A 22949-nucleotide genomic window follows, 5' to 3' on the forward strand; every position below is an offset into this window, starting at 1 on the left:
GCCCTGTCGGGACCGGTGAATATGGCACTCTACGGGGATGACTGACCAGTACGTCCTGACGCTCTCCTGTCCGGACAAAAAGGGCATCGTGCACGCCGTGTCGAGCTATCTCTTCATGACTGGCTGCAATATCGAGGACAGCCAGCAGTTCGGTGACCGGGACACGGGTCTGTTCTTCATGCGGGTCCACTTCTCGGCCGACAAGCCGGTGACCGTGGAGAAGCTGCGGGCCAGCTTCGCCGCCGTCGGGGACGCCTTCCAGATGGACTGGCAGATGCATCGCGCCGAACAGCAGATGCGGATCGTCCTGCTGGTCAGCAAGTTCGGCCACTGCCTCAACGATCTGCTCTTCCGTTCCAGGACGGGCGCGCTGCCGGTCGAGATCGCCGCGGTCGTCTCCAACCACACGGACTTCGCGGAGCTCGTCGCCTCGTACGAGGTCCCGTTCCACCACATTCCGGTCACCAAGGACACCAAGGCCGACGCCGAGGCGCAGCTGCTCGAGCTGGTGCGCGCCGAGAACGTCGAGCTCGTGGTGCTCGCGCGCTACATGCAGGTGCTCTCCGACGATCTGTGCAAGCAGCTCAGCGGCCGGATCATCAACATCCACCACTCCTTCCTGCCGAGCTTCAAGGGCGCGAAGCCGTACCACCAGGCACATGCGCGCGGTGTGAAGCTGATCGGCGCGACCGCGCACTATGTGACGGCCGACCTCGACGAGGGCCCGATCATCGAGCAGGAGATCGAGCGGGTCGGCCACGAGTTCACCCCGGAGCAGCTGGTGGCGATCGGCCGCGACGTGGAGTGCCAGGCGCTGGCGCGCGCGGTGAAGTGGCATGCGGAGCACCGGATTCTGCTGAACGGCCGCCGTACGGTCGTCTTCGGCTAGTTTCACGGCGGTGCTCGGCGGTGCTCGGCGGTGCTCGGCGGTGCTGGGGCGGTGGTTCCGCGGTGCTACGACGACGGGACGACCGGGTTGTCACACAGGTCGTCCAGTACGAACGCCTCCTCGCGCTGCTGCAGCTTCCGCTCCGCCTCCAGCTTGTCGAGCAGGTCGTCCAGCAGGCCAGGCTTCTGCGGGTTACCGAGGAATTCCAGTACGGCCCGGTAGAACGCGTCGCGCAGGGTCGGCGGCATCGCGTCCGACGCGTCCAGACAGATCTGGCCGGCCCCGTCGAACAACTTCTGCACGGCGCGCGTGCTCCCCGACGGGGGTACGGCGCCGAACGCGCCGCCCGGGAAGTAGGGCCGCTCCCCGGGCTTCGCGGCTTTCGCCCAGTCCTCGCGCGCCGCGCGGGAGGTGAGCCGGCCGAGCAGGTCCCAGGCCGCCGCGCTCGGCTTGAACACCGCGGCCATGTCGCCGGAGACCTCGTACGCGCCCTCGCCGGACTTCTGCGTGCCGAGGATGGTGGCCGTGGGCGTGGGCAGGACATCGTCGCCGTAGTGGCGGCGGATGAACGAGCCCTGGTGCTCATGGGTGCAGTCGCCGCGGTTCAGCAGTCCGTACCGGCCGTCGTCGAGCAGCTCGAAGGAGGCGCCGAGCGCCTCGCTGCCGAGGCCCCGGCCGCGGGCGTTCCTGCCGTTCGCGGCGAGCAGTGCCGCCCATTCCTCCCAGACCGGCTTGGTCTGAGGCCAGGGCGTCCGGCCGGTCGCCCACCTCTCGTACGCGTCGGGGCCCTCGCGCTGCAGCAGCAGATCCTCCACCCAGTCGGTGCCCGGCCAGCCCGATGTGGCGCCCGAGCCCACGCCCAGGCACCAGTCCGGCTTCTTGCCCGCGCTCGCCCGGCGGCTCCACACCAGCGACTTCAGGTCCACCCGCACCGGCGCCCAGTAGGGGTGGGTCCGGGCCTCACCCTCCTGGTTCTCGACGGTGATGGCCGGGGCCCAGGGCGGGACCGCGGCCCCCGCCACCTTCTCCGGGAGCGCAGAGGCGTCCCCGGAGCGCGCGTACTCGGTGAGGTCGCCCGGGCTGCTCAGGATCGCCAGGTCCGGCGGGGCGCCCGCCTGGAGCTGGGCGACCAGGGTCTCGCGCAACGAGCGGGTGCCCTTGTAGACGTAACTGCGGCCGGTGCGCTCGCCGATGTGCCTCAGCGCCGCCACGAACGGCTTCTCCTCGCCGTCCGTCCACGGGCCGAGGACGACCAGGGTGCGCTCCTCGGACGCGTCCGAGCAGCCGCCCGCCGTCACGGCGGTGGCGGTGAGCAGACAGCAGGCCAGCAGTGCCCTCAAGCGCTTCATGCGTCCGTGTACTTCCGTCGGGGGCGGCCGGCCGGGTAGGGCCGGACGTAGAAGAAGAGCGTCACGCCGCAGGCGAGGGCACCCACGCCGCCCGTCGGCACGACGATGCCCGCGGTGAGCGACCAGCCGCCGGGGTGCGCCGACCGCATCACCGAGGCCGCCTCGCGTGCCGCGGACTCGATCCGTCGTGGGGCCGCACGGTCCGCGGCCACCGTCTTCAGGGCGCCGACCGTCGTACGCACCCGCTGCTGCGCGCCGTGCTCGGCGGCGCCTCCGATGCCCAGCAGTACGGGAGTGAGCAGCACCGGTACCGCAGCGGCCGCCAACTGCACGCTGATCAGCCGCAGCCGGTCGTGCAGAAAGACCGACGTGCCCACCAGTACGAAGGCGAAGAGCGCGGCCGCGAGCACGGCAGCCGCCGCGCCCGCCAGGGTGAGCGGGCTCCAGGCCGCCAGGTTGTGGGCCTCCCGGTGCAGTTGGCGCTCCAGCGACGCGATGCGGTCGAGTATGGAGATGGGCTCCTGCGGGGCGCCCTGGGCGACGGTCGTGTGGCGGCCGCGCAGCATGTCGTCGGCGTAGTCGACCCCGGCATTGCGCAGCACCTCGGTGTTGCGGTTCCGGTCCGCCCAGGCGATCTTGTCCCCGTACGCGACGACCAGGCCCGAGACCACCCGCAGTTCCTGTTCCTGGTCCTTGTGCAGGGCCCGGGACTGGGCGACGCGGCCCAGGCTCTGGGACGCCTCGGTCAGCCGGGTGCGATACGTCTCGCCGAGCTCGACAAGAGGGACGTCCTTGCCGGGTGGCAGCCGTAACTCGGCCTGGGCCTGCGCCAGTTCGAGGGACGTTCTGGCCTGCGCCAGATCCACCAGCGCGGGCGCGCAGCGGTCCCGCAGCCGCTCCGTACGGGCGTGGATGTCGACGTAGGCGGACGCCGAGAGCGCGAGGGCGACGACGGCGAGCGCGGGCAGCACCAGCATGCGGCGGCGCAGGAACGCGGCGGTGGGGCGGCCGCCCTCGGCGGTGCGGCCCGTGGCGCGCTGCCACAGGGCGGGGAGGAGGCCCCGCAGGGCGTGCAGGGCCCGGGCCGCGGCGGGGCGCAGCCGGCTCGGACCCGGACGCAGCCGGTGCGGCACGAAAAGCGCGGAAAAGGCGGAAAGGGTGGAAACGCTGGCACGCAGCCGGTTCGGCGCTGGGGCAGCACCCGGCCGGCCGGCGGGAAGCGCGGTCGGCGGCCGGTCCGCGGCGGGAAGGGCGGCACGCGACCGGTCCGGGCCGCTCATGCGCCCTCCCCGGAGCCGCGCAGCCGCGGCCTGCGCACCAGCCACGCGATCAGTGGCCACGGTCTGCGGTCCCGTTCGGGATTACGGTCCCGGTAGTGCGTCAGACCGAGCGGGCGGGTCCGGTAGGCGTTGTCGAGCAACGCCTCCGCGAGCGCCGCGTCCTCGGTGCGGTCCGTGCGCGGCACCTGCTTGGCCAGCTTGCGGTAGCCGGCGGAGAGCTGCTCGCGCAACTGGCGCTCGGTGGCCGGTACGGGTACCCCGGGCGGCAGCGAGGCGCGCAGTTCGCCCAGCGGATCCGTCTCCCGTGCGGAGCCCACCAGTTCGAGGAGGAGTTCCAGCAGCTCCGCGGTGAGCCGTTCGTACGCCTGCCGGTCGGTGAGGCCTTCATGGCTGACCAGCCGGCGCAGCGCGGCGTAGGCGCGCACCGCCGATGCCACGGTCGGGGCGCTCCCGTCGGCGGGCGGGCTGGCATGAATGCGCACCATCGCCGTACGGGCCGCGGTGCGGTGCCGCGAGTCCGGGGGCACGCCGTCCAGCGAGGCGAGGGCCCGGTCCGGGCTGCGGCGGGCGAGATGGATGCGGGCGAGGCCGAAGGCGGCGCTGCCGAGCGCATGGTTGCGCCGCCACACCGCGTCGTAGAACTGCATGGCCTGCTGCTGGTGATCCTCCCGGGCGCCCGCGTCGGCGGCGGAGTCGGCCAGCTTCTCGTGGCAGTAGCCGAGGGCGAGCTTGGGCGCGTACTCGCCGGGAATGGCGTCGTACACCTCGTTGAAGCAGGTCAGCGCCGGGCGCACACGGCCGTGGGCGAGTTCGATCAGCCCGCCGTGCCAGTCGAGCCGCCAGTCGTAGCCCGCCCGCTCGCCGAGCAGGCGGCCGGCCCGGTCGAGCTCCATGCCGGCGGCGACCAGCTGCTGGTCCCGCCGGGGCAACTGGTCTCGGGCGAGCTCCAGATGGAGCCGGCAGCGCAGCAGATGCAGTTCGGGCGATGCCAGCCACTCGTCGCTGAGCTGGAGCAGACCGGCCGGATCGGCGTACGAAGTGCGCTGCAGCTCCTTCCAGTTGGGGTCCTTGCGGTCCGGCTTGGGCACGGGCAGAGCCACCGCGACCTCGGCCGGGCCCGGCACATGTGCGCCGAGCGGGTGCCCCCGGCTGCCGTCGGTGCGCCAGCGGACCAGCGGTGGGGCCTTGCCGAGCTGACCGTCCAGGGCGGTGGCGGCCGGGTCGAAGAGCGGGGACGGCTCGAAGGTCTCCTCGCCGAGCCGCAGCGAGCGCAGTTCGCGCAGCACCCCGCGCAGCTGGAGGGCCATCTCGTCGGCGGAGGCGTAGCGCCGCTTGGGATCGCGTGCCATGGCGCGGCGCAGGGCCCGCTCGAGGGACTGGGTGCCCAGGTCGGCGGGGCTCGCCGGGGCCTTGTCGAGCAGCGAGCCGAGGACCGCGCCGACGGTGTACAGGTCGCCCGCGGTCGTCATCTCGCCCAGGGGCCCCGCCTCCGGCGGCCGGTGGCTGACCGGTCCGGCGTCGCCCGGGTTGCGCACGCCCGCGACGTCGATGAGTTTGATGCCGTTGCCGCAGTGCAGGACGTTGGTGGGGGAGAGGTCGCCGTAGACAAGGCCCTCCTGGTCGTGCAGATAGCTGAGCGCGTCCAGGATGAGCAGCCCGTACACGACGATGAACTCCCGCACCCGGGGCCCCGAGAACGGCGGATGGTGCTGGGCGATACGCGCCGCGACCCACTCCAGCGGCGCGCCGTCGGCGAACTCCATCACGATGAACTCCGACGAAGTCGACGGATGGCGGGCGTAGTTGACCACCCGGATGACGGACGGATGGTTGAGGCTGACAAGACGCAGCCGCTCCTGGTGCGCCTGCAGAACGGCGGCCGGGTTGCCCGGGTCGAGTATCCCCTTGAGCGCCACCGGCCGGTTGTCGAGCAGCAGATCGCGCGCCAGATACACCTGACCGTGGCTGCCCCGGCCGAACGGGCCCACCACCTCGTACTGCTGGTGCAGCCGGTCGCCGCCGGCCAGATGGGCCCCCGTCGGCGCGGTCACCAGCGCATCCGGGTCGCGCACCGCCACGAACGGCAGATCGGTGAGCCCTTCGCCCGGAGGCTCCAGCACGAACTCACGCGGGCCCAGCGGCCCGGCCAGTGCCTGCTCGGCGGCCTCGGCCTCCAGCAGGGCCGTCTCGACATCGACGGCGAGGCGGAACAGGGCGTGCGGCAGGGCGGGGGTGCCGTACAGCGGGCCGCCGGCGCGCAGCTGCCTCAGCTCCCGGCGCAGCCGCGGCGACCGGGCGTCGGGCCGGCGGGGCGCGGGAAGGTCCGGCGTGCCCGGATGCCCCGGCAGCTGTCGTAATCGCTGCTCGGCCTCGGCGAGCCGGGTCAGGCGCGCGGCGAGCCGGTCCGCACGGCGCTCGGGCCACTCGGGCTCCAGCAGCTCGGCGCGTACGCGGGCGAGCAGTGGGGAGCGGGGATCGCTGAAGACGAGCAGCAGCCGGCTGTCGCCGCGGGCGAGCAGCGCGCGAAGGAGGGCGATGATCTCTTCGTCGGGAGATGCGGCCCTGTCGATGGCGAGGAAGGCGGCGATGAGAGGCGGGCTCTCCTCGGCGATCTGCTCCAGCAGCGTGCCGTGCGGCGTGCGACCCTCCAGACCGATCCGCTCGGCCGCGTGCACGGCGAGCTGCCCGGCGGTGCGATTGGTGGCGTCGACGGCGATGTCGATGGAGCCCACCTGCGGCTCGCCCGCCGAACTCGCGGACGCGGACGGCGGGCTCTGCTCCCGGTCGGCGAGGGTGAGGGCCGAGCGGATGGTGTGCAGCAGCGCGCCCTCCCCCTCGCCCGCGAAGGCCAGCTCGACTGGATCGGTGTCCGACGCGCCGTCCAGCCAGCGGGTCAGCCTGCGGTGCAGCCCGGGCACCCGCCCGGACGCGGTCCTGTCGTGGGCGACCGCGACATCGCGGGAGACGGCGCGGGGGCCGGTGACGGTGAGTCCGAGCCGTTCCAGCGGCAGATACTTCAGCACGGTCTCGGTCGGGATCATGTACGCATGCTCCCGGCGCACCGGCGCCTGCGGCGTCCCGAACTGGTGCGCCACGATGCCGATGAGACGACGCGAGCGACTGTGCACGACCCCGCCGCCGCTGTAGCCGTGCCGCACGACGTACGGCGAGCCCTCCGTGTCCAGTTGCACCCACTCGGGCGTGGGCGCGGGCCCGCCGCGCCCCATCAGCCGGGCGTCGAGGTGCTCGCCGCCCGGCAGATCCTCGGGATAGCCGGTGAAGTGCACCGGCTCATTGCGGGCGGGGATCTGGCGGTGCAGTACGGCATGCGGCAGCGGCGGCTCGCTGTCCAGTTTGAGCAGGGCGAGATCGCCGCTGAAGTGCGGGGTGGGCAGGACGAGATACTCAGGCAGCACCCGGGCGCGCAGGGGCGCCGGTGTCTTCCGGGCGAGCGCCACGGTGCCGGGCACGTCCACGTACACGGTGTCGAAAGGGGTCCGGACGCCGTCGCCGCCGGGGCGGGAGAGCACGGTGTGGGCGCAGGTGAGCACCAGTCCCCCGGGGAGCAGCACCCCGGCGCCCAGCGGACGGCTCGACCGGTCCTGCGTACGGAGGAGACAGACCCGCCAACTCTCCTCTTGCGACGACGAGTTTGACGTACGCAACGGCTCCCTCATACTGCACAACGATAACTACAGGAGGCGGGGTACGCGATGGCTGAGCGTGACGAGGCGCCGGTGGCCGGGCTTGCCGAGGTGATCGGACAGGTCCGGGACGAGCTGGAACGGGCGCAGCGGGCCGGCGAGGGGCGCGACCTCAAGTTCAGCGTGGAGAAGGTGAACCTGGAGTTCGCGGTGCAGGTGCGACGGGAGGGCAGCGGCCGGGCGGAGCTGCGCATCGGGGTACTGACGGCGGGCGGCGGCGGCTCGGCGGCGCGGGACACGACGCACACGATCCAGATCGAACTGAAGCCACAGGGGCGCGACGGGAACCCGAACGTGGCGGTGGGCGGGGAGTAGGCCGGTTGACATCCCCTGGTCAAGGCGACCTGGCTAGGCCAGCCTCAAGTCGATGTAGGGCACGCTGTCACCTGGCAGCAGATACCTTTCGATTTCGACGAATCCGTGCTTCTGCGCGAACCGCAGCCCGTCCAGGTTGGACGCCAGGACGCACGTCTCGATCACGTCGGCGCCGAGCTTTCGCGCCTGTGCCAGCCCTCGTTCGTAGATCTCCTCACCAAACCCCTGACCGCGGTGGGCGGGGAGCACCCTGGCGATCACTGTGGCGGTCGATGCGTCGTCCGTCGGCGGACGCACTGTCGAGCAGCCCACGAGGACATCGCCGAGATACGCGATTTCCAGGTGGTTGCGCCGAACACGCTCACGGACCTCGTCGAGAGACAGGAAGTGAGTGGGGATGATCAGGTTGTGGACGTACTGCCAGTCTTTGAGACTGGCATCACCGTCCACCTGCTCGATGCGAAGGTCAGACATTGGCCCAGCAAACCCGTGCGCATCGGGGAGCGTCAACTGCATTGGCACCGGAGGGTGAGGCGTCGGTCGAGGCGCCGGCGGGCTCCCCGCGCTTCCTACAGCCTGCTCAGCGACGCCGCCGCGAACAGCACGTCCCTGATCGCCTCCCGGTCGCCGTCCTGGCCCGCCGCGGCCTCCTCCGGTGAGACGTGGCCCGCCACCAGGCGGCAGAATTCCACCCCGTCCAAGGCCACTTGGGCCACCGCCTCGTCCGCGGAGCCGACGGCCGCCGGGGAGTCCAGGGCGATGTACCAGTTTCCGCCGCCCGAGCCCTCGACCTCCAGATGCAGCGAGCGGCCCGGCGTACCGGGCACCACCAGATGTTTGGCGGGGCCCGCGAGGCCCGCCCGTCTGCGGTCCGCGAGCGCGGCAGGCAACAGCCGGGCCGCCAGGTCGATCATCCGGTGCAGATTGGAGCCGCTCGGTGGCTCGTACGGATAGTCCACCGCGTCCGCGATATCGCCCGCGTGGATCCAGCACTCGAAGGCGCGGTCGAGCAGGGAGTCCTGCAGCGGCAGGGCGAAGTCTCCGTACGAGACGGACAGTTCGGCCACTCCACGGCCGGCGAAGGACACCGTGCGCACAAGGGTGTGGCTCTGCTCGCGCCACGGCTCGCGGACGGCCGCGGTGTGCGACAGGTCGGCGTCCCAGAACGCCTCCGTGCGCTCCGTCGGCAGTTCCGGCGCGTTCGCACCGAGCGGATCGTCCAGGCCGAGCGCGCCCGCGACCAGCCCGTCGACGGTCATCAGATGGCCGATCACCCCGGCCACGGTCGTTCGGCGGCTGACCGCCCGCTCGCCCTCGAACCACTTCAGACGCACCGGCGCGTGCCACTCCGACTCGCCGATGTCCCGCAGCAGCGCGTCGAGTCGCGCGGTCTCGGCGTCGTACGCGCTCGCCCACGCCGGCACGGGGATACGCGCGGGCCTGCGCCCCAGGCAGTTCTCGAGGACCCGGAAGCGCAGCAGCGGGTCGAGGTCCAGATCCCGGTCGGTGTGCAGCAGGCCGACCGCGTCGCGCAGCCGCAGGGCCTCTTCCGCGCAGGGCGCGCACTCGCCGAGGTGTGCCTCGACGGCCGCCGTCTCCTCGGCGGAGCATGCGGACAGGGCCCATGCGCCGAGCAGGGACTTCAGCACGCTGTGGGAGGGGAGTTGGGGGACGGGCGGCTCGGCGGGCGGTTTGGCGGGCAGGTCGGCGGGCGCCACCGGCTCCGGTGCGGGCTGCGGCGGGAGCGGAACCAGCCGGGCGGCGTCGAGATTGTCCGCCGCCGACCGCGGTCCCGGTATGCGCGGAGTGCCCCGTGCCTCGTCGTGGCCGTCGTCGTCGCCGGGGCGGCCGGTTCCGCGGCCGCTGTCCCAGGGCCCGCTCACAAGGAGCGTCCGTATCCGGGCGGGGACGAGCCCTCCAGCGGGCGCGTATTGGCGGTGGACAGGAGCTGCAGGCCGAGACGGAGCCGGCGCCGGGCCTCGTCCTCGGTGACCCCGAGGTCGGCCGCGGTCTGGCGGTAGTCCCTGCGCTGGAAGTACGCGAGTTCCAGGGCCGCCCGCAGTGGTGCGGGCATGGAGGTGACGATGTAGTCGGCACGTGCCGCGACCGCCGCCCTGCGCACCTTCTGCTCCAGCTCCTCCGTGGTGCCCTCGCCGCCTTTCGCGAGCGCCGCGGCCTCGGTCTGGCGCAGCCGGTACACGGCCTGGTTGTTGGTGAGTTTGGCCACCCAGGAGCGCATCGAGCCCTGCTTGGGGTCGTAGGAGTCGGGGTTCTCCCAGATGTAGCCGAAGACCTCACGGGTGACCTGGTCGGCGGCCTGGTCGTCGTCGAGCACACGGTGGGCGAGCATGTGTACCAGAGAGGCGAACCTGTCGTAGAACTCTCCGAGCGCGGCGGCCTCTCCCCGCGCGAGCCGCTGCTGCATCTTGCGGTCCCATCGCGGCGGTGTGTTCTTTGCCATACGGCCCCCAACGCCTGTTCCCAGTGCATGTCGCCCCCTCGAATGTAATGCGAGTGGCAACGAACGCACGCCCCTTTACGTCAAGTGCGCCCCCTGAGGCGGGCCCGGATGGTAGGGAGTGGGGTTTGTGTTTCATGGCCGAGAGGGCGGGCAGGGGCGGGAGGAACGGCAGCTTCCGAATGTGCCTGCGCGGCCGCTCGACACGGCCGTGGCACTTTCGGACCGGCGGGAGGAGAGGTCCGGTCGTGATGCTCAAGGTGGACTCGACCCGGCAGGGCGCGTGGACGGTGCTGCACGTCCGCGGCGAGCTCGATCTCGTCTCCTCGCCTGTCGTGCGCAAGCATGTCCACGATGCCGTCGCCGTCGGTCACCGCGATCTGGTGCTCGACCTCTCCGAGGTGCTCTTCTGCGACTCCAGCGGCGTCGGCGTGCTGGTGGCCGCCCGACGGCTGCTGCGCTCCTGCCAGGGCCGGCTCCGGCTGATACTCCCGGCCCGCGGTGCGGAGGAGGGCTCGCACGTCAACCGGGTACTGGCCGCGCTCGGGGTACGGCGCCTGTTCGAGGTGTACGCGGAGGTGGGCTCGGCCACGGACGACGCGGCCCGGCCGCTGTCGGCGTGACAGGCGTCGCCGAGCGTCGCCGGGGCATTACCGGGGGTTCACCCGGGCTCCTTGCGAATGTCGTCACCACGTAAATTGGCGGAGTACTTGCACGCGTCATCGCTCGGGGCCGTACGCTCCCCGCATGGACAGCGCAGAGTACGAGCGCAAGATCGCTTCCCGCTTCGCCGCCTTCGACCAGGACGGCAACGGCTATATCGACCGTGAGGACTTCAGCGGGGCGGCCGCCGCGCTGCTCGCCGAGTTCTCCACGACCGCCCGCTGCGACAAGGGCCAGGCCCTGTACAGCGGTGCGGAGGCGTTCTGGCAGGGCATGGCCGGGATCGCCGACGTGGACGGGGACCAGCGGGTCACCCGGCAGGAGTTCATCACGGGCGCGGTGAAGAGACTGCGTGACAATCCCCAGCGATTCGCCGAGATCGCCCGGCCTTTCCTGCATGCGGTGATCGCGATCGCCGACGAGGACGGCGGCGGAGTGACGCCGTCCGCGGCGGAGCGGGTGCTGAGGGTACTGAGGGTGGATCCGGGGGTTGCGTCGGTGGCGTCGACGTCGCTGGACGCGGATGGGGACGGCAGGATCACGGAGGAGGAGATCCTGGCGGGCTTCGCGTCGTATTTCGTCACGCCGGAGCCGTAGGCCTGACGAGCCCCCCTGTCCCATCCCGCTGTGTCGACTTGCGGCTCCGCCGCGTTGTGGGTTCCGCCCCAGATGCGCCCTCAAGTGTGGACAGGGCCCCCTATGCCTTGGCGGGCATGGGGGGTGCCTCCAGAGGGCGCCGGGGGGCCGACTGCTTCTCGGCCGCGCTGCCATCCGGTGCTGCCAGCCAGGGCATCCGGTGGACGAGACTGTCGCGCAGCTGCGCGAGGATCGCGATTCGGTCCTCCAGCTCAGCCACCCGCTGTGCGCCGACGCCGAAGCCGTCGGCGCACAGCGATGGGACCGCGGTGCGTTGGCCAGCCCATCGATCAACGTCTCGTCGTAGACGATCGCGCCCTCCCGCAGCCAGGTGCGGAACTGCGCGCCGAACTCCGGAGCGCGCTCAAGGTGATCGCCCACGGTAAAACCGCGGATGGTGAGGCGTTTGCCCAGGACACTGAGGAGATCGCCGGGCCCGTCGTCGGGACCGGCCTTGCTGAGCCGGTTCAGGGCTCCGCACACGGCGATGCGTCCATGCGGGTTCATGAGCTCGATCGCCGCGCGCAACTGTTCCCCACCCACGTTGTCGAAATAGACGTCGATGCCTTCGGGTGCGGCCTCGCGCAGCCGGTCCGTGATCGGGCCGTCGTGATAGTCGAAGGCCGCGTCGAACCCGAGTTTCCCGGTCAGATAGGCGGCCTTGTCCCGCGATCCGGCGCTGCCGATCACCCGGGCCGCTCCCTTGAGCCGGGCGATCTGGCCGGCCATGCTTCCGGTCGCCCCCGCCGCGCTGGAGACGAAGACGGTGTCGCCGGGCCGTAGCTCCGCCGCGTCCATGAGCCCGACGTAGGCGACCAGTCCGAAGCCCAGGTACGTGGAGGGCGTCGGGTAGGCGTCCCGGTCGACGCGGCGGAACAGCCCGGCCTGCGCCACGGCGTACTCGCGCCAGCCGAGCCGGTGCATCACCAGGTCGCCTTCGCGAAGTGACGGATCCGCGGAGGCGGCCACCTCACCGACGGCGTCGCCGTACATCACCTCGCCGACCTCGTAGCGGGGCATCGGCAGGCCGGGCTCGCCCGCGATCAGCATGAGCATGCCGGGGTCGAGCGACATGAACAGATTGCGGACCAGCACCTGACCCGGCGCGGGATCGGGGACAACGACCTCGGTGATCTCGAAGTCACCGGGAGCGGGCAGGCCCTTGGGCCGTGCGACGAGCCGGACCTCCAGGCCGGTGCGGTGGGTGCCGGAGCCGTCTGGGAATGCTGTGCTCTTCGAAGATGCGTCCATGCCGACGACGCTAGGGATTGACCCATGCGTGAAGGTCAAGCGTGCGGCCGATGACTGCCGGGTTGGCGGGGCAAGGCCTGCAGGCAGGCACCTGCGGCGCCGCATCGACGCTTGACCTCAACCAAACTTGAGCTTCTAGGTTCCTTCCAGAGCCGCAGGAACCGACCAGCGGTGCCTTTCAAGGAGGTTCCTCATGACCGAGCGCGCAGCCCACATCGAGATCCCCGACCGCTACCGCTATGCCGTGATCCCGCACATCATGGTCGACGACGCGGGCGCGGCGATCGATTTCTACCAGCGGGCGTTCGGCGCCCGTGAGGACTTCAGGATCGACGCTCCTGGAGGCGGGATTCTGCATGCCGAGATCACCGTCGGACGGTCGGTCCTGATGCTGGGCGACGCAAGCGTGGACGAGGCGGAGGCCGCCTCCTTCGCCGCGCCGGCCTCGCTCGGCGGAGGCACGTCCGTCACGCTGCATGTCTTCGTGCCGGACGTCGACAGCCTGGCGGAGCGCGCGGAGGCCGCCGGTGCCGAGATCCTCCAGCCGCCGAAGGACATGTTCCACGGCGACCGCACCGTCATCCTCAAGGACCCTTCGGGTCACATGTGGGTGTTTCTGACCCACATGGAAGACGTCTCGGAGGAGGAACTTCGGCGCCGCCTGGCCGCCGCCGGCTGACCGGTCGCCGTGCGCGCGGCGCGGTGCCGCGTGGTCCGTTCCCGGCTCATTCGACGGGTCGCGCCGATGGACCGATCAGGTTTCGCCCATTCAGCCGCCAATCAGCGGCACTGAGGCATCGGTGTAGTCGCGGCACTCAGCTCAGGGCCTTGCCCACCTCGTAGATGGTGGGCCGCTCCTCGGGTGCATGACTGAGCATCGCCTCGATCACTTCGCCCAGTACGCCGGGCACTGTCACGGGCCGACGTCGGCCGTTCGCGACTGCCTCTCTTTGAACGGGGCGCGGGGCGTCATCCGGGTACTCGACTGCTCGCCACCCTGTTGCGGAGATGAGCAGCGACGCGCCGAGGGCGTAGACGTCTGCTGCCTGCGTCGCCTCAGCCTCCCCGGTGTCGAGCACGCTACGTGAGATCTCCGGTGCCTCGTAGTGGACGAGGCATCCGCGGAACGGGAAGTCGTAGCCCTCGGGCACGTGCCCGCCTCGGGCCAGGGCGAGGTCGATGAGATGCGTCCGCTCCGGACCGACGATGAAGTGGGCGGGCTGCACATCGCCGTGAGCCCATCCCTTTGCGTGGAGTTCGGCCAGGGCATCGACGCAGGACAGTGCGACGCTGGTGTGCGGTTCGATGGACGAGCCTTGGGCGCGGCACGGCTCCCACAGCCGGTACAGGTCAGGCCCCTCGTGCCACGGCTGGATGTTCCACGTCCCGCGCTCCCACTCGCCGTAGGCGATCTCACCGAAGCCGAGGCGATGCAGAACAGCACCTTCACGCGCGGGTGCGAGGGCCGTCCAGGGCTGGGCGGGCCACTCGGCCGTAGCGTCGATCGGATGGCCGAGCTTGACCGCGTACCGGCCGCGGTCGCCGTCCACGTCCCAGACCGTGGAGCCCCGGCGGTTGAGCACGAGGCGCTGAGTCGTGGGCATGAGCGCGTCGAGCACCACGAGCGGTAGTGCAGGGGTTGAGCCGGACAAGGTCGCTTCTCCTTCCACACGGGCACGGCCGACCCCAAGCAGAGGCCGGCCGCATCGCTGTTGCCGAGGGCTACGCCTGACCGTAGGGCCGGCCGCAGTCCGAGTCGCACTGCGCCAAGTTCTCACCGTTCACGGTCCACAGGTCATCGAAGACCATGAATCCGGCGGCCTTCATCGCGTGCGCCGACGCAGCGACGAGCTTCGGGTCACGGGCACCTCCGCCCGGCTTCGGGTTGTGATGCAGGAAGCGGCCCGCATGCGTCTCGCAGAGCTCGGCGTACTCCCTCGTGTGCAGGATGAGCGCGTGGAGGCCGAGGTCGACATCGTCGGACGGAACCATCGGGACGGTGGCGGTGGCCGCGACGACCAGGAAGGCGACAGCCTGGTCCGCGATCCGCTCGGCACGCTCAGGCGTCTCGCCGTTGTGGATGACCACGAAATGGGCGAGGCTTTCGCACAGCTCCTCACCAGCCGCCGTGCGGCCGGTCTTCTGGTCGTTCGTCGTTGCCGTCATGCGTACATCTCCCTTGGTTGTGGCGGTGCGTTGGAAGTTGCGTCCCGCTCCCGGCGCCGAGCTCGGCTCATAGACGACAGGGAGCGGGCTTGGATGGCCCGCCCTGAACGGGGACGGGGGAGCCGTAGTCGGCACCCGTCCAGGGCGGACCGGTCTAATGGCTGGTGCCGAGGGCCATTCCGAGCACCAGGCCGCACGAGCCGCTGATGCAGATGATGAACAGCACCCCGGCGTACCGGCCGATGACAGCCATCACAGACCGACCCGGCTGTTGTTGTTCTTCACGGCCAGGCGTGCACTCAGCTCCTCCCGCGCACTGAGTGGCACGACCTTGTCGGGCATCGCATCCCACTCAATGCCACCGCGCATCGGCCGTATCTGCACACGGCCGCCAATCTCGCCCATGACGACACCGATACGTCCGCTGGCCGTGTCCCGGCCAAGTTCGCCGATACCAGGTCTGGTCGTCATGTACAGGCCGCCGTCCCGCTTCGTCTGCGTCTCCATCGGGTAGCCCTCGTTGCTGTGAGGCGTCTGAACGAACAGCTCCAGCAAACCGCCATGACGCTGCCGACTCCACGGCGTTCATGCGGCACTCTTGATGCACATGTGCTGCACCAGGAAACACTCTGATCGAGCGCAAATGGGTCTGTGAGGAGGACCAGTTGAGCCTGGCAGAGAGGCGAAAAGCGCTGGGCTACAGTCAGGAGACGTTCGCCCAGGCGCTGGGTGTTGACCGCACAACGGTCGGTCGCTGGGAGAGCGGAAAGTCTGAGCCTCAGCCCCCGTTACGCCCCAGGATGGCCGAGGTACTGCAACTTGACCTTGCCGCACTTGACGGCCTGGTGTCGGAGTCACGAACTCCCGCCCAAGAGGCCGCAGGGTTACCGCTGAGTGATCACCAAGGCCCCAGGGACACCGACGACATGATTCGACGCGATTTCCTGCGCGCGATAGCCGTCACTGGCGCACTCGCCGCATTGCCCACCGACGAATCCGAGGAACTGTGCGACGGCTCAGGGCGCGGCATGTCGGGCGACTATCTGCGGATGAACAGCCACCTGTGGCAGGTCTACCAGCTCGCTCGATCGAAGGGTTCGATGCAACCCATCGTGAGCGGGCAGATCACCGCACTGAGCAGGACGCTTCGGAACCGACCGGTCGGTGAGGTCGAGAGTCTGTGCGGTGCTGCCGGCGACCTGTTCCAACTCGCCGGGGAGCTGGCTTTCGACAGCAACCGGTTCACCGACGCCGCCGCCTCCTACACAGTGGCCGCGTCAGCGAGCAAAGACGCTGGGGCCTATGACCTCTGGGCTTGCGCGCTGGTGAGGCATGCGTACCTCGACGTCCACGAACGTCGCTATCGCCAAGCCGCTGACACCCTCTCCGCCGCTGCGCAAGTGGCAAGGCGAGGAGACGGCTCGCTGTCAACCCGGCATTGGGTCGCTTCGGTGCAGGCAGAGGCCCATGCGGGCATGGGCGACCTTTCCGCGTGCGAGGGCGCTCTTGACGAGGCGGAACGCGTTCGGGACTTGGCCGTGGGGAGCAACAACGGCGGCTGGCTTCGTTTCGACGGAACACGGTTGGCCGAGGAGCGAGGAGCTCGGTACGTGCAGCTTGGGCGGCTCGATCTTGCGGAACAAGCGTTGCAGTCCGCGTTGGAGCAAGGCGCACTCGCCGAAGGACATTCATTCCGCCGCCGCGGAGCTGTCCTGACCGACCTGGCATCGATCGGCGCGAAGCGACGCGACCCCGATCACGTCATCGCTTTCGGACGCGAGGCCCTGCAACTCGCTCAAGAAACCTCGTCAGGCTACCTGGCCCGTAGACTCCACGGCCTGAGAGCCGAGTTTGGCTCGCTCAGCCGGGACGCGCGCGTAGCGGAGCTGGACGCCGAGATCAGCGCGCTGACAACGACGTGACTGGAGGGTTACCCATGTCGCACGAAGAGGGCGCACGACTGTTCCGCGAGGCTTGGATCGCCGGCGTACAAGAGCACTTTCCCGGAGAACCGAAGGCCGGATACGTCACTCCCTGGGACGACACACCGCAGTGGGAGCGCGAAGCGGCCGGGGCCGTTTACGAGCAGGTCCGCCAGTTCATCGAGATCAGCAACGGGCGCACCGCGAGGCTGTCCCGAGAGCAGAAGAGCCGGTTCGTCGCGATGTGCTGGACCGCGCAGATGTTCAAGCACTTCGAGGCCCCGAAGCCCGGCTACGTGGCCGATTGGCCTGACCTTCCAGCCTGGCAGCAGGAGACGGACGCCGACATCTTCGAGGCCATCGAGAAGGACGCGAGCTGAGCGAACAGGCACGGTCCCACCGACTCAGCCGTCCTGGCGGCGCTGAGAGCAGGGCCCCGAGCATTGACAGGCGGAGCGCTCTCGCCTGGGCGGCGGCGCAGCACCGTCAGGAGAACCGCTCGCGGAGCTTGTACTTCAGTACCTTCCGCAAGGTGTCGTTACGCGGCAACGCGGCCACCACCTCCAGCTGCTCCGGCAGCTTGTGCACCGACAACCCCCGCCCCCGCAAATACGCTGTCACGCTTTCGAGCGTCAACTCCTCCGCTCCCTCAACCTGTTCCACCACCGCGCACACCCGCTCCCCCCTCTCCTCGTCCGGCAACCCGATCACCGCCACATCCGCCACCCCCGCGTGCTCGTGCAGCAGGTCCTCGATCTCCTTCGCCGAGATGTTCTCGCCCTTGCGGATGATCACGTCCTTGAGCCGTCCCGTCAGGACCAGGTGGCCCGACTCGGTCACATGCCCCAGGTCGCCCGTGATGAAGAAGCCCTCCCCGTCGAACGCTTCTGCCGTCTGGGTCGGATCCAGATAGCCCTGGCACACCGCCTCGCCGCGCAGCCGTACCTCGCCGTCGACGATGCGGATCTCCATGCCCGCAGGCGGCCGCCCCTCCGTCGTGGCCAGGTTCGCCGCCGTGTCGTCGGGGGCGCCCATGGTGATCATGGGTACTTCGGTCATGCCGTAGCCGTGGGTGAGCCGGCAGCCCATCTCGCGTACGACGGCGTGGTAGATCTCCGGCGGCTTGGGCGCCCCGCCCCCGGCCAGCAGCCGCAGGCTGGGAATCAGCCGTCGGTCCGGCTGCTTGCGCTGTTCGGTGAGGAACATCGAGTAGAACGCGGTCGAGCCGCCCGCCACCGTCACCCCGTGCCTGCGATAACCCTCCAGCGCATCCGGCAGCGCGAAGTGCTCGAACATCACCGCCGGGAAGCCGTACAGCAGCAGCATCACCGTGTAGTCGGGCCCCGCGATGTGCGCGAAGGGGAAGGCCATCGAGCCGACGTCGTCGGCCGACAGATGCAGCGCGTGCGCCAGGCACGCCCCGCCCGCGATCAGGGAACGGTCCGTGTGCAGCACGCCCTTGGGGTCCGATGTGGTGCCCGAGGTCCAGTAGATCCAGCGCACGTCCGTACCCGACGTGGGCGGTGGCGGCAGCACCGCGGGATCGCCGTCCGGCAGCGTGTCGTAGGCGTCGAAGACCAGGGGCGGCTCGGGCAGCTCCAGCGCCAGCCGGTGTGCCATGCGTGCGTGGTCGAAACCCCGCCAGGTGCCCGGCACGGCGAAGAACGACGCCTTCGACTCCCGCAGCGCGAACCCGACCTCGCGGTCCCGGTAGAACGGAATGACCGGCGACTGTACGGCTCCGATGCGGGCCAGCGCGAAGGAGAGCAGCGCCGTCTCGATCCGGGTCGGCAGCTGCCAGGCCACCACGTTGCCGGGCCGCACGCCCAGCTCGTAGAGCCCGGCCGCGACCCGCTCGGAGCGCTCGCGCAGCGCGCCGAAGGTGAGACTGCGCTCGTCCTGGATGAACACCGGCCGGTCCGGGGTGAGCGCCGCCCTGCGCCGGACGAGTTCCCAGAGCGTGCGCGATTCGCCCAAGGCGTATGCGGTCTCGCTCATGCCGTACCCCTCCGTTGCTGACGGATAGTCAGATCGTGCGGAGAGCGTAGGGCTCACCGCCTTGTCGGTCCAGGGGTGCGGAGCTAGCCTGATTTCTGACGGGTCATCAGATTCACTCACCAGATTCACTCATCGGATTCAGCCTCGGATTCAGGGCACGGCGGAGGGGACACCATGACCGAACTTCCTCGGATCGTCAGCATCGACGACCATGTGATCGAGCCGGCCCACCTCTTCGAGACCTGGCTCCCGGCGAAGTACCGGGACCGCGGCCCCAAGCCGCTCACCGCCGGAATCGGCGAGCTCGCCTACGTCGGCGGGAAGTACCGGATCACGATGGATCCCGACGGCCCGCCCACCGACTGGTGGATCTACGAGGACCTCACGTTCCCGTACAAGCGCAACATCGCCGCCGTCGGCTTCGACCGCGACGACATGACGCTCGAAGGCATCACCCGCGCCGAGATGCGGCCCGGCTGCTGGGACCCCAAGGAACGTCTCAAGGACATGGACCTCAACCATGTCGAGGCGAGCCTCTGCTTCCCCACCTTTCCGCGCTTTTGCGGGCAGACCTTCGCCGAGGCCCACGACAAGGAGGTCGCGCTCGCCTGCGTACGCGCCTACAACGACTGGATGGTCGAGGAGTGGTGCGGCGACAGCGGCGGCCGGCTCATACCGCTGTGCATCATCCCGCTCTGGGACATCGACATGGCGGTCGCCGAAATCAGGCGGAACGCCGAGCGCGGCGTGCGGGCCGTGACTTTCAGCGAGATCCCGACCCATCTCGGGCTGCCGTCGATCCACTCCGGGTACTGGGACCCGTTCTTCGCGGTCTGCCAGGAGACGGGCACCGTCGTCAACATGCACATCGGGTCCAGCTCCCAGATGCCCGCCGCGTCCCCGGACGCGCCGCCCGCCGTGCAGGCCGCGCTCAGCTTCAACAACGCCATGGCCTCGATGATGGACTTCCTGTTCAGCGGTGTGCTGGTGAAGTTCCCGCGGCTGAAGCTGGCGTACAGCGAGGGCCAGATGGGCTGGATCCCGTACGCCCTGGAGCGCGCCGACGACGTGTGGGACGAGCACCGGGCCTGGGGCGGGGTACGCGATCTGATCCCCGAGCCGCCGTCCACGTACTACTACCGGCAGATGTTCTGCTGCTTCTTCCGCGACAAGCACGGCGTCGCCTCGCTGGATGTCGTCGGCCGCGACAACGCCACCTTCGAGACCGACTATCCGCATGTCGACTCGACCTTCCCGCACACCAGGGAAGTCGCCCTCGACCACGTCAAGGGCCTCGACGACGAGACCGTCTACAAGCTGATGCGCGGCAACGCGATCCGGATGCTCGATCTCGACCTGGACCGTTGATGGACCTCACGTACACCGAAGAGGAAGAGGACTTCCGGGCACGGCTGCGCGAGTGGCTGGCGCTCTCGCTGCCGAAGCTGCCCGCGAAGCCCGATCCGCTCGACTGGCCGGGCCGCCGGGCGTACGACACCGGCTGGCAGCGCATGCTGTACCACGCCGGGTACGCGGACGTCCACTGGGAGGCGGCCCCGACCCAGCGGCTGATCTTCCTGGAGGAGACCGAGCGGGCGGGCGCGCCCTACGTCGGCGCGAACTTCGTCGGTCTGCTGCACGCGGGCCCGACCATCGCCGCCGAGGGCACGGCCGAGCAGCGGGGGCGCTGGCTGGACCCGATCCTGCGCGGGGACGAGATCTGGTGTCAGGGCTTCAGCGAGCCGGATGCGGGCTCGGACCTGGCGTCGCTGCGTACGAAGGCCGTGCGGGACGGGGATGCGTACGTCGTCACCGGTGCCAAGATCTGGACCTCGCACGCCGAGGTCGCCGACTGGTGCGAGCTGCTGGTGCGTACGGACCCGGATGCCCCGAGGCACCGCGGCATCTCCTGGCTCGCGATGCCGATGGACGCGCCCGGCGTCACCGTCCGGCCGCTGCGCACGCTCGCCGGGTCGGCGGAGTTCGCCGAGATGTTCCTGGACGAGGTCCGGGTGCCGGTCGCCAACCGGGTCGGCGCGGAGAACGACGGCTGGCGCGTCACGATGGTGACCCTCTCCTTCGAGCGCGGCACGGCCTTCGTCGGAGAGGTCGTCGCCTGCCGACGCACGCTCGGCGAACTGGCCGCCGCCGCGCGCGAGAACGGCACCTGGGACGACCCGTTGCTGCGCCGGGGGCTGGGCCGTCTGCACGCCGAGTTCTCCGCGCTGTGGCGGCTGATCCAGTGGAATGTCAGCGAGTCCCAGCAGACGGGGTCGGTGCCCGGCGTCGGCGGCTCGGTGTTCAAGCTCCGCTACTCGCACGCGCGCCAGCAGCTGTACGAGACGGCCGCCGAAGTGCTCGGGCCCGATGCCTTCGACCTCGACCGGCAGTGGACCGCGGACCGGCTCTCCTCGCTCTCGTACACCATCGCTGCGGGCACCTCGCAGATCCAGCGGAACATCGTTGCCGAGCGGATACTCGGCCTGCCCAAGGGGCGTTGATGGACTTCCGGTTGACCGACGACCAGCGCGCACTGCAGAGGGGCGTACGGGAGCTGCTGGACGGGCGCTTCGGGCGGGACGCCCTGCGGGCCGCCGTGGACCGCGAGGGCACGGTCGACCGGCAGCTGTGGCGGGAGCTCGGCGAGGCCGGGTTCTTCTCGCTGCGACTGCCCGAGGGCAAGGGCGGAGCGGGGCTCGGCCTGCCCGAGGCGGTCCTGCTCTTCGAGGAGGCGGGCCGGGCGCTGCTGAACGGCCCGCTGGTGGCGACCCAGGTGGCCGCCGAGTGGATGCCGGAGGCGGCGGACGGCACATGTGTGGTCACCTGCGCCACCCAACTGCACGCCCTGATACCGCACTTCGCGGATGCGGACGCGGCCCTGGTGATCCATGGCGACGGGATGCGCAAGCGATACCCGAAGGACCTGCCCCACGCCCGGCCGGTGCGTTCCCTCGACCCGCTCACCCCGCTGCACCGAATCTCGCCGGGGCCGAAGGCGCCGCCGCGTCCGGACACGATCCTCCTCACCGCCGCCGAGCAGCTCGGCAGCGCCGCCCGCACCACCGAGACGGCCGTGCGGTACGCCAAGGAGCGCGAGCAGTTCGGGCAGCCGATCGGCGGCTTCCAGGCGGTCAAGCATCTGTGTGCCCAGATGCTCGTACGTACGGAGGTCGCCCGCAGCGCCGTCTACGCCGCGGCCGTCACCGAGGACTTCACCGAGATCGCCGGCGCCAAACTGCTCGCCGACGAGGCAGCCGTCCGCAATGCGCGCGACTGCCTCCAGGTGTACGGAGGAATGGGCTTCACCTGGGAGGCGGATGTCCATCTGCATCTCAAGCGGGCGTGGCTGCGCGGGCAGATGTGGCTGACCGTGGCGGAGGCGGAGGAGATTCAGGCAGATGCCTTGGCCTCAGCACTCTGAAGCGTCACTGTGCGTCGATACCGGGTTGTGTCCTTCGAGCGACTTGTCACGGCCCGGAGTCGGGGTCGTGCTCCGGTACTCTCCGTGGGATGCGAGTGGTTCCGAAGCAGGGTGCTCACGGTGTTGCCTGTGCGGCAGCTCCAGGCCCGGGAGAGCGTGCTGTTCGCGCCCTGGGAGTACGGGTTCCGAGCATCGGTTCGACTCCCCGCAACGTGCGTCGCACAGTATGCACCACGGGTACTCCTTCGCGCTGGAATATGCCCGAAGCGCTTGTTGCGGTGACTGTACGTCAACCATGCTGTCTCGCAAGGAAGTCACGTTCGGTGACCTGGTCGAGGACCTTGTCGAGGCGCGAGGCGATGTGTCCGCCGGTTCGGATGGTGTGAGCGGTGCAGGTGCTTCAGGTTCAGTTGGAGGTCGGGCCCGACCCGGCAGAGGTGGGACGCGCTCGGAGGTGGGCCCGTTCACGGCTCCTCGGGTCAGGGATAGGGGACGACGAGCCGCTGGCCGACACGCTGATCCTGCTGATTTCGGAACTGGTCACCAACGCGGTCGTGCACACCGGCTGTCCGGCTGTGCTGCGGATGCTGTTCGGCGCGGGGGTGGCGGAGGCCGGGACCGTCCGGGTGGAGGTCGCCGACATCAGTGCCTGCCCGCCCAGGCCGCGGCACGCGGAGGGCGACGACACCAACGGCCGAGGGCTTGAGCTCGTCGACGGACTCGCCGACCGGTGGGGCTGGCAGCCGGAGGGCGCGGGCAAGTCCATCTGGTGCGAGGTGGACAGAGGCGCGCAGGAGGTTGTGTACGAGCGAGCGGTGCACGGTTTCGCCACCGCGCCGTAGGGCGGTTTTTGTCACCGCACCGTAGGGCGGTTTCGCCACCGCACCGTGGGCGGTG

The 22949-nt window shown here is 70.2% G+C and carries 22 protein-coding genes and 1 pseudogene; 12 read left to right on the forward strand and 11 right to left on the reverse strand.

What is annotated here, in order from left to right; all coding sequences use genetic code 11:
• The first annotated feature begins 37 nt into the window (after positions 1-37).
• Positions 38-889: a formyltetrahydrofolate deformylase gene (gene purU, locus OG729_RS22185; protein WP_360867887.1), complete on the forward strand. Its 852-nt coding sequence runs from the start codon at positions 38-40 to the stop codon at positions 887-889.
• A gap of 65 nt (positions 890-954) precedes the next feature.
• Here purU and OG729_RS22190 read toward each other — a convergent pair whose 3' ends face one another.
• Genes OG729_RS22190 through OG729_RS22200 form a run of 3 tightly spaced genes read right to left on the reverse strand, consistent with a single transcriptional unit; the run spans position 955 to position 7195 of the window.
• The gene (locus OG729_RS22190; RefSeq protein WP_405807790.1) at positions 955-2238 is read right to left on the reverse strand and encodes an extracellular solute-binding protein; all 1284 of its coding nucleotides are present in this window, start codon (positions 2236-2238) and stop codon (positions 955-957) included.
• On the reverse strand, positions 2235-3518 hold the full coding sequence (locus OG729_RS22195; RefSeq protein ID WP_405807792.1) for a hypothetical protein: 1284 nt from the start codon (positions 3516-3518) through the stop codon (positions 2235-2237). The genes OG729_RS22190 and OG729_RS22195 overlap by 4 nt, the downstream gene beginning before the upstream one ends.
• Positions 3515-7195: a tetratricopeptide repeat protein gene (locus OG729_RS22200; RefSeq protein ID WP_405807793.1), complete on the reverse strand. Its 3681-nt coding sequence runs from the start codon at positions 7193-7195 to the stop codon at positions 3515-3517. Before OG729_RS22200 ends, OG729_RS22195 begins: the two co-directional genes overlap by 4 nt.
• 36 nt (positions 7196-7231) lie before the next feature.
• Between OG729_RS22200 and OG729_RS22205 the strand changes: the two genes are divergently transcribed.
• Positions 7232-7537: a trypco2 family protein gene (locus OG729_RS22205; RefSeq protein WP_360867877.1), complete on the forward strand. Its 306-nt coding sequence runs from the start codon at positions 7232-7234 to the stop codon at positions 7535-7537.
• Positions 7538-7570: 33 nt separating this feature from the next.
• Here the strand turns inward: OG729_RS22205 and OG729_RS22210 are convergent, their stop codons facing one another.
• From OG729_RS22210 to OG729_RS22220, 3 genes are all read right to left on the reverse strand, one after another.
• Positions 7571-8011 carry a GNAT family N-acetyltransferase gene (locus tag OG729_RS22210; protein WP_405807794.1) on the reverse strand — a complete coding sequence of 147 codons (441 nt, stop codon included), beginning with the start codon at positions 8009-8011 and terminating at the stop codon, positions 7571-7573.
• A 95-nt stretch (positions 8012-8106) separates the two neighbouring features.
• Positions 8107-9420 (reverse strand): zf-HC2 domain-containing protein, encoded by a 1314-nt coding sequence (locus tag OG729_RS22215; protein WP_405807796.1) that lies wholly within the window; start codon positions 9418-9420, stop codon positions 8107-8109.
• On the reverse strand, positions 9417-9998 hold the full coding sequence (locus tag OG729_RS22220; protein ID WP_360867868.1) for a sigma-70 family RNA polymerase sigma factor: 582 nt from the start codon (positions 9996-9998) through the stop codon (positions 9417-9419). Before OG729_RS22220 ends, OG729_RS22215 begins: the two co-directional genes overlap by 4 nt.
• A 245-nt stretch (positions 9999-10243) precedes the next feature.
• Between OG729_RS22220 and OG729_RS22225 the strand changes: the two genes are divergently transcribed.
• The 3 genes from OG729_RS22225 (at position 10244) to OG729_RS22235 (ending at position 11601) form a co-directional block, all read left to right on the forward strand.
• The gene (locus OG729_RS22225) at positions 10244-10618 is read left to right on the forward strand and encodes an STAS domain-containing protein (protein ID WP_360867866.1); all 375 of its coding nucleotides are present in this window, start codon (positions 10244-10246) and stop codon (positions 10616-10618) included.
• A gap of 124 nt (positions 10619-10742) precedes the next feature.
• Positions 10743-11255, forward strand: a complete 513-nt coding sequence (locus tag OG729_RS22230; protein ID WP_360867863.1) for an EF-hand domain-containing protein — start codon at positions 10743-10745, stop codon at positions 11253-11255.
• A gap of 199 nt (positions 11256-11454) precedes the next feature.
• Positions 11455-11601, forward strand: coding sequence for a hypothetical protein (locus OG729_RS22235; RefSeq protein WP_405807798.1), 147 nt, complete (start codon positions 11455-11457; stop codon positions 11599-11601).
• 119 nt (positions 11602-11720) lie between these two features.
• On the opposite strand, the pseudogene OG729_RS22240 reads toward OG729_RS22235, so the two are convergent.
• Positions 11721-12650, reverse strand: a pseudogene (locus tag OG729_RS22240) (zinc-binding dehydrogenase); the annotation flags it as partial.
• A gap of 88 nt (positions 12651-12738) precedes the next feature.
• On the opposite strand from OG729_RS22240, the gene OG729_RS22245 reads away from it, so the two are divergent.
• The gene (locus tag OG729_RS22245) at positions 12739-13224 is read left to right on the forward strand and encodes a VOC family protein (protein ID WP_405807800.1); all 486 of its coding nucleotides are present in this window, start codon (positions 12739-12741) and stop codon (positions 13222-13224) included.
• Positions 13225-13360: 136 nt separating this feature from the next.
• On the opposite strand, the gene OG729_RS22250 is transcribed toward OG729_RS22245, so the two are convergent.
• The 3 genes from OG729_RS22250 to OG729_RS22260 all read right to left on the reverse strand — a co-directional run bounded on the left by OG729_RS22250 (position 13361) and on the right by OG729_RS22260 (position 15182).
• On the reverse strand, positions 13361-14197 hold the full coding sequence (locus OG729_RS22250; protein WP_405807802.1) for a protein kinase: 837 nt from the start codon (positions 14195-14197) through the stop codon (positions 13361-13363).
• 70 nt (positions 14198-14267) lie between these two features.
• A complete protein-coding gene (locus tag OG729_RS22255) occupies positions 14268-14711 on the reverse strand; it encodes a glycine-rich domain-containing protein (RefSeq protein ID WP_405807804.1) in 444 nt (147 codons plus the stop codon).
• A gap of 252 nt (positions 14712-14963) precedes the next feature.
• Positions 14964-15182, reverse strand: coding sequence for a hypothetical protein (locus OG729_RS22260; RefSeq protein WP_405811228.1), 219 nt, complete (start codon positions 15180-15182; stop codon positions 14964-14966).
• 194 nt (positions 15183-15376) lie between these two features.
• Here OG729_RS22260 and OG729_RS22265 point away from each other — a divergent pair, with 194 nt between their 5' ends.
• On the forward strand, positions 15377-16633 hold the full coding sequence (locus OG729_RS22265) for a helix-turn-helix transcriptional regulator (protein ID WP_405807805.1): 1257 nt from the start codon (positions 15377-15379) through the stop codon (positions 16631-16633).
• Between the two features lie 14 nt (positions 16634-16647).
• Positions 16648-17013: a hypothetical protein gene (locus tag OG729_RS22270; RefSeq protein WP_360867846.1), complete on the forward strand. Its 366-nt coding sequence runs from the start codon at positions 16648-16650 to the stop codon at positions 17011-17013.
• Positions 17014-17119: 106 nt separating this feature from the next.
• Here the strand turns inward: OG729_RS22270 and OG729_RS22275 are convergent, their stop codons facing one another.
• Positions 17120-18631: a class I adenylate-forming enzyme family protein gene (locus tag OG729_RS22275; RefSeq protein ID WP_405807807.1), complete on the reverse strand. Its 1512-nt coding sequence runs from the start codon at positions 18629-18631 to the stop codon at positions 17120-17122.
• A 174-nt stretch (positions 18632-18805) separates the two neighbouring features.
• Between OG729_RS22275 and OG729_RS22280 the strand changes: the two genes are divergently transcribed.
• The 4 genes from OG729_RS22280 to OG729_RS22295 all read left to right on the forward strand — a co-directional run bounded on the left by OG729_RS22280 (position 18806) and on the right by OG729_RS22295 (position 22894).
• Positions 18806-19999 (forward strand): amidohydrolase family protein, encoded by a 1194-nt coding sequence (locus OG729_RS22280; RefSeq protein WP_405807809.1) that lies wholly within the window; start codon positions 18806-18808, stop codon positions 19997-19999.
• Positions 19999-21132, forward strand: coding sequence for an acyl-CoA dehydrogenase family protein (locus OG729_RS22285; RefSeq protein WP_405807811.1), 1134 nt, complete (start codon positions 19999-20001; stop codon positions 21130-21132). Before OG729_RS22280 ends, OG729_RS22285 begins: the two co-directional genes overlap by 1 nt.
• Positions 21132-22052 carry an acyl-CoA dehydrogenase family protein gene (locus OG729_RS22290; protein ID WP_405807812.1) on the forward strand — a complete coding sequence of 307 codons (921 nt, stop codon included), beginning with the start codon at positions 21132-21134 and terminating at the stop codon, positions 22050-22052. The genes OG729_RS22285 and OG729_RS22290 overlap by 1 nt, the downstream gene beginning before the upstream one ends.
• A gap of 389 nt (positions 22053-22441) precedes the next feature.
• Positions 22442-22894 (forward strand): ATP-binding protein, encoded by a 453-nt coding sequence (locus OG729_RS22295; protein WP_405807813.1) that lies wholly within the window; start codon positions 22442-22444, stop codon positions 22892-22894.
• Positions 22895-22949: the final 55 nt, after the last annotated feature.

This window comes from Streptomyces sp. NBC_00210 (assembly GCF_045160975.1).
GTDB lineage: Bacteria > Actinomycetota > Actinomycetes > Streptomycetales > Streptomycetaceae > Streptomyces.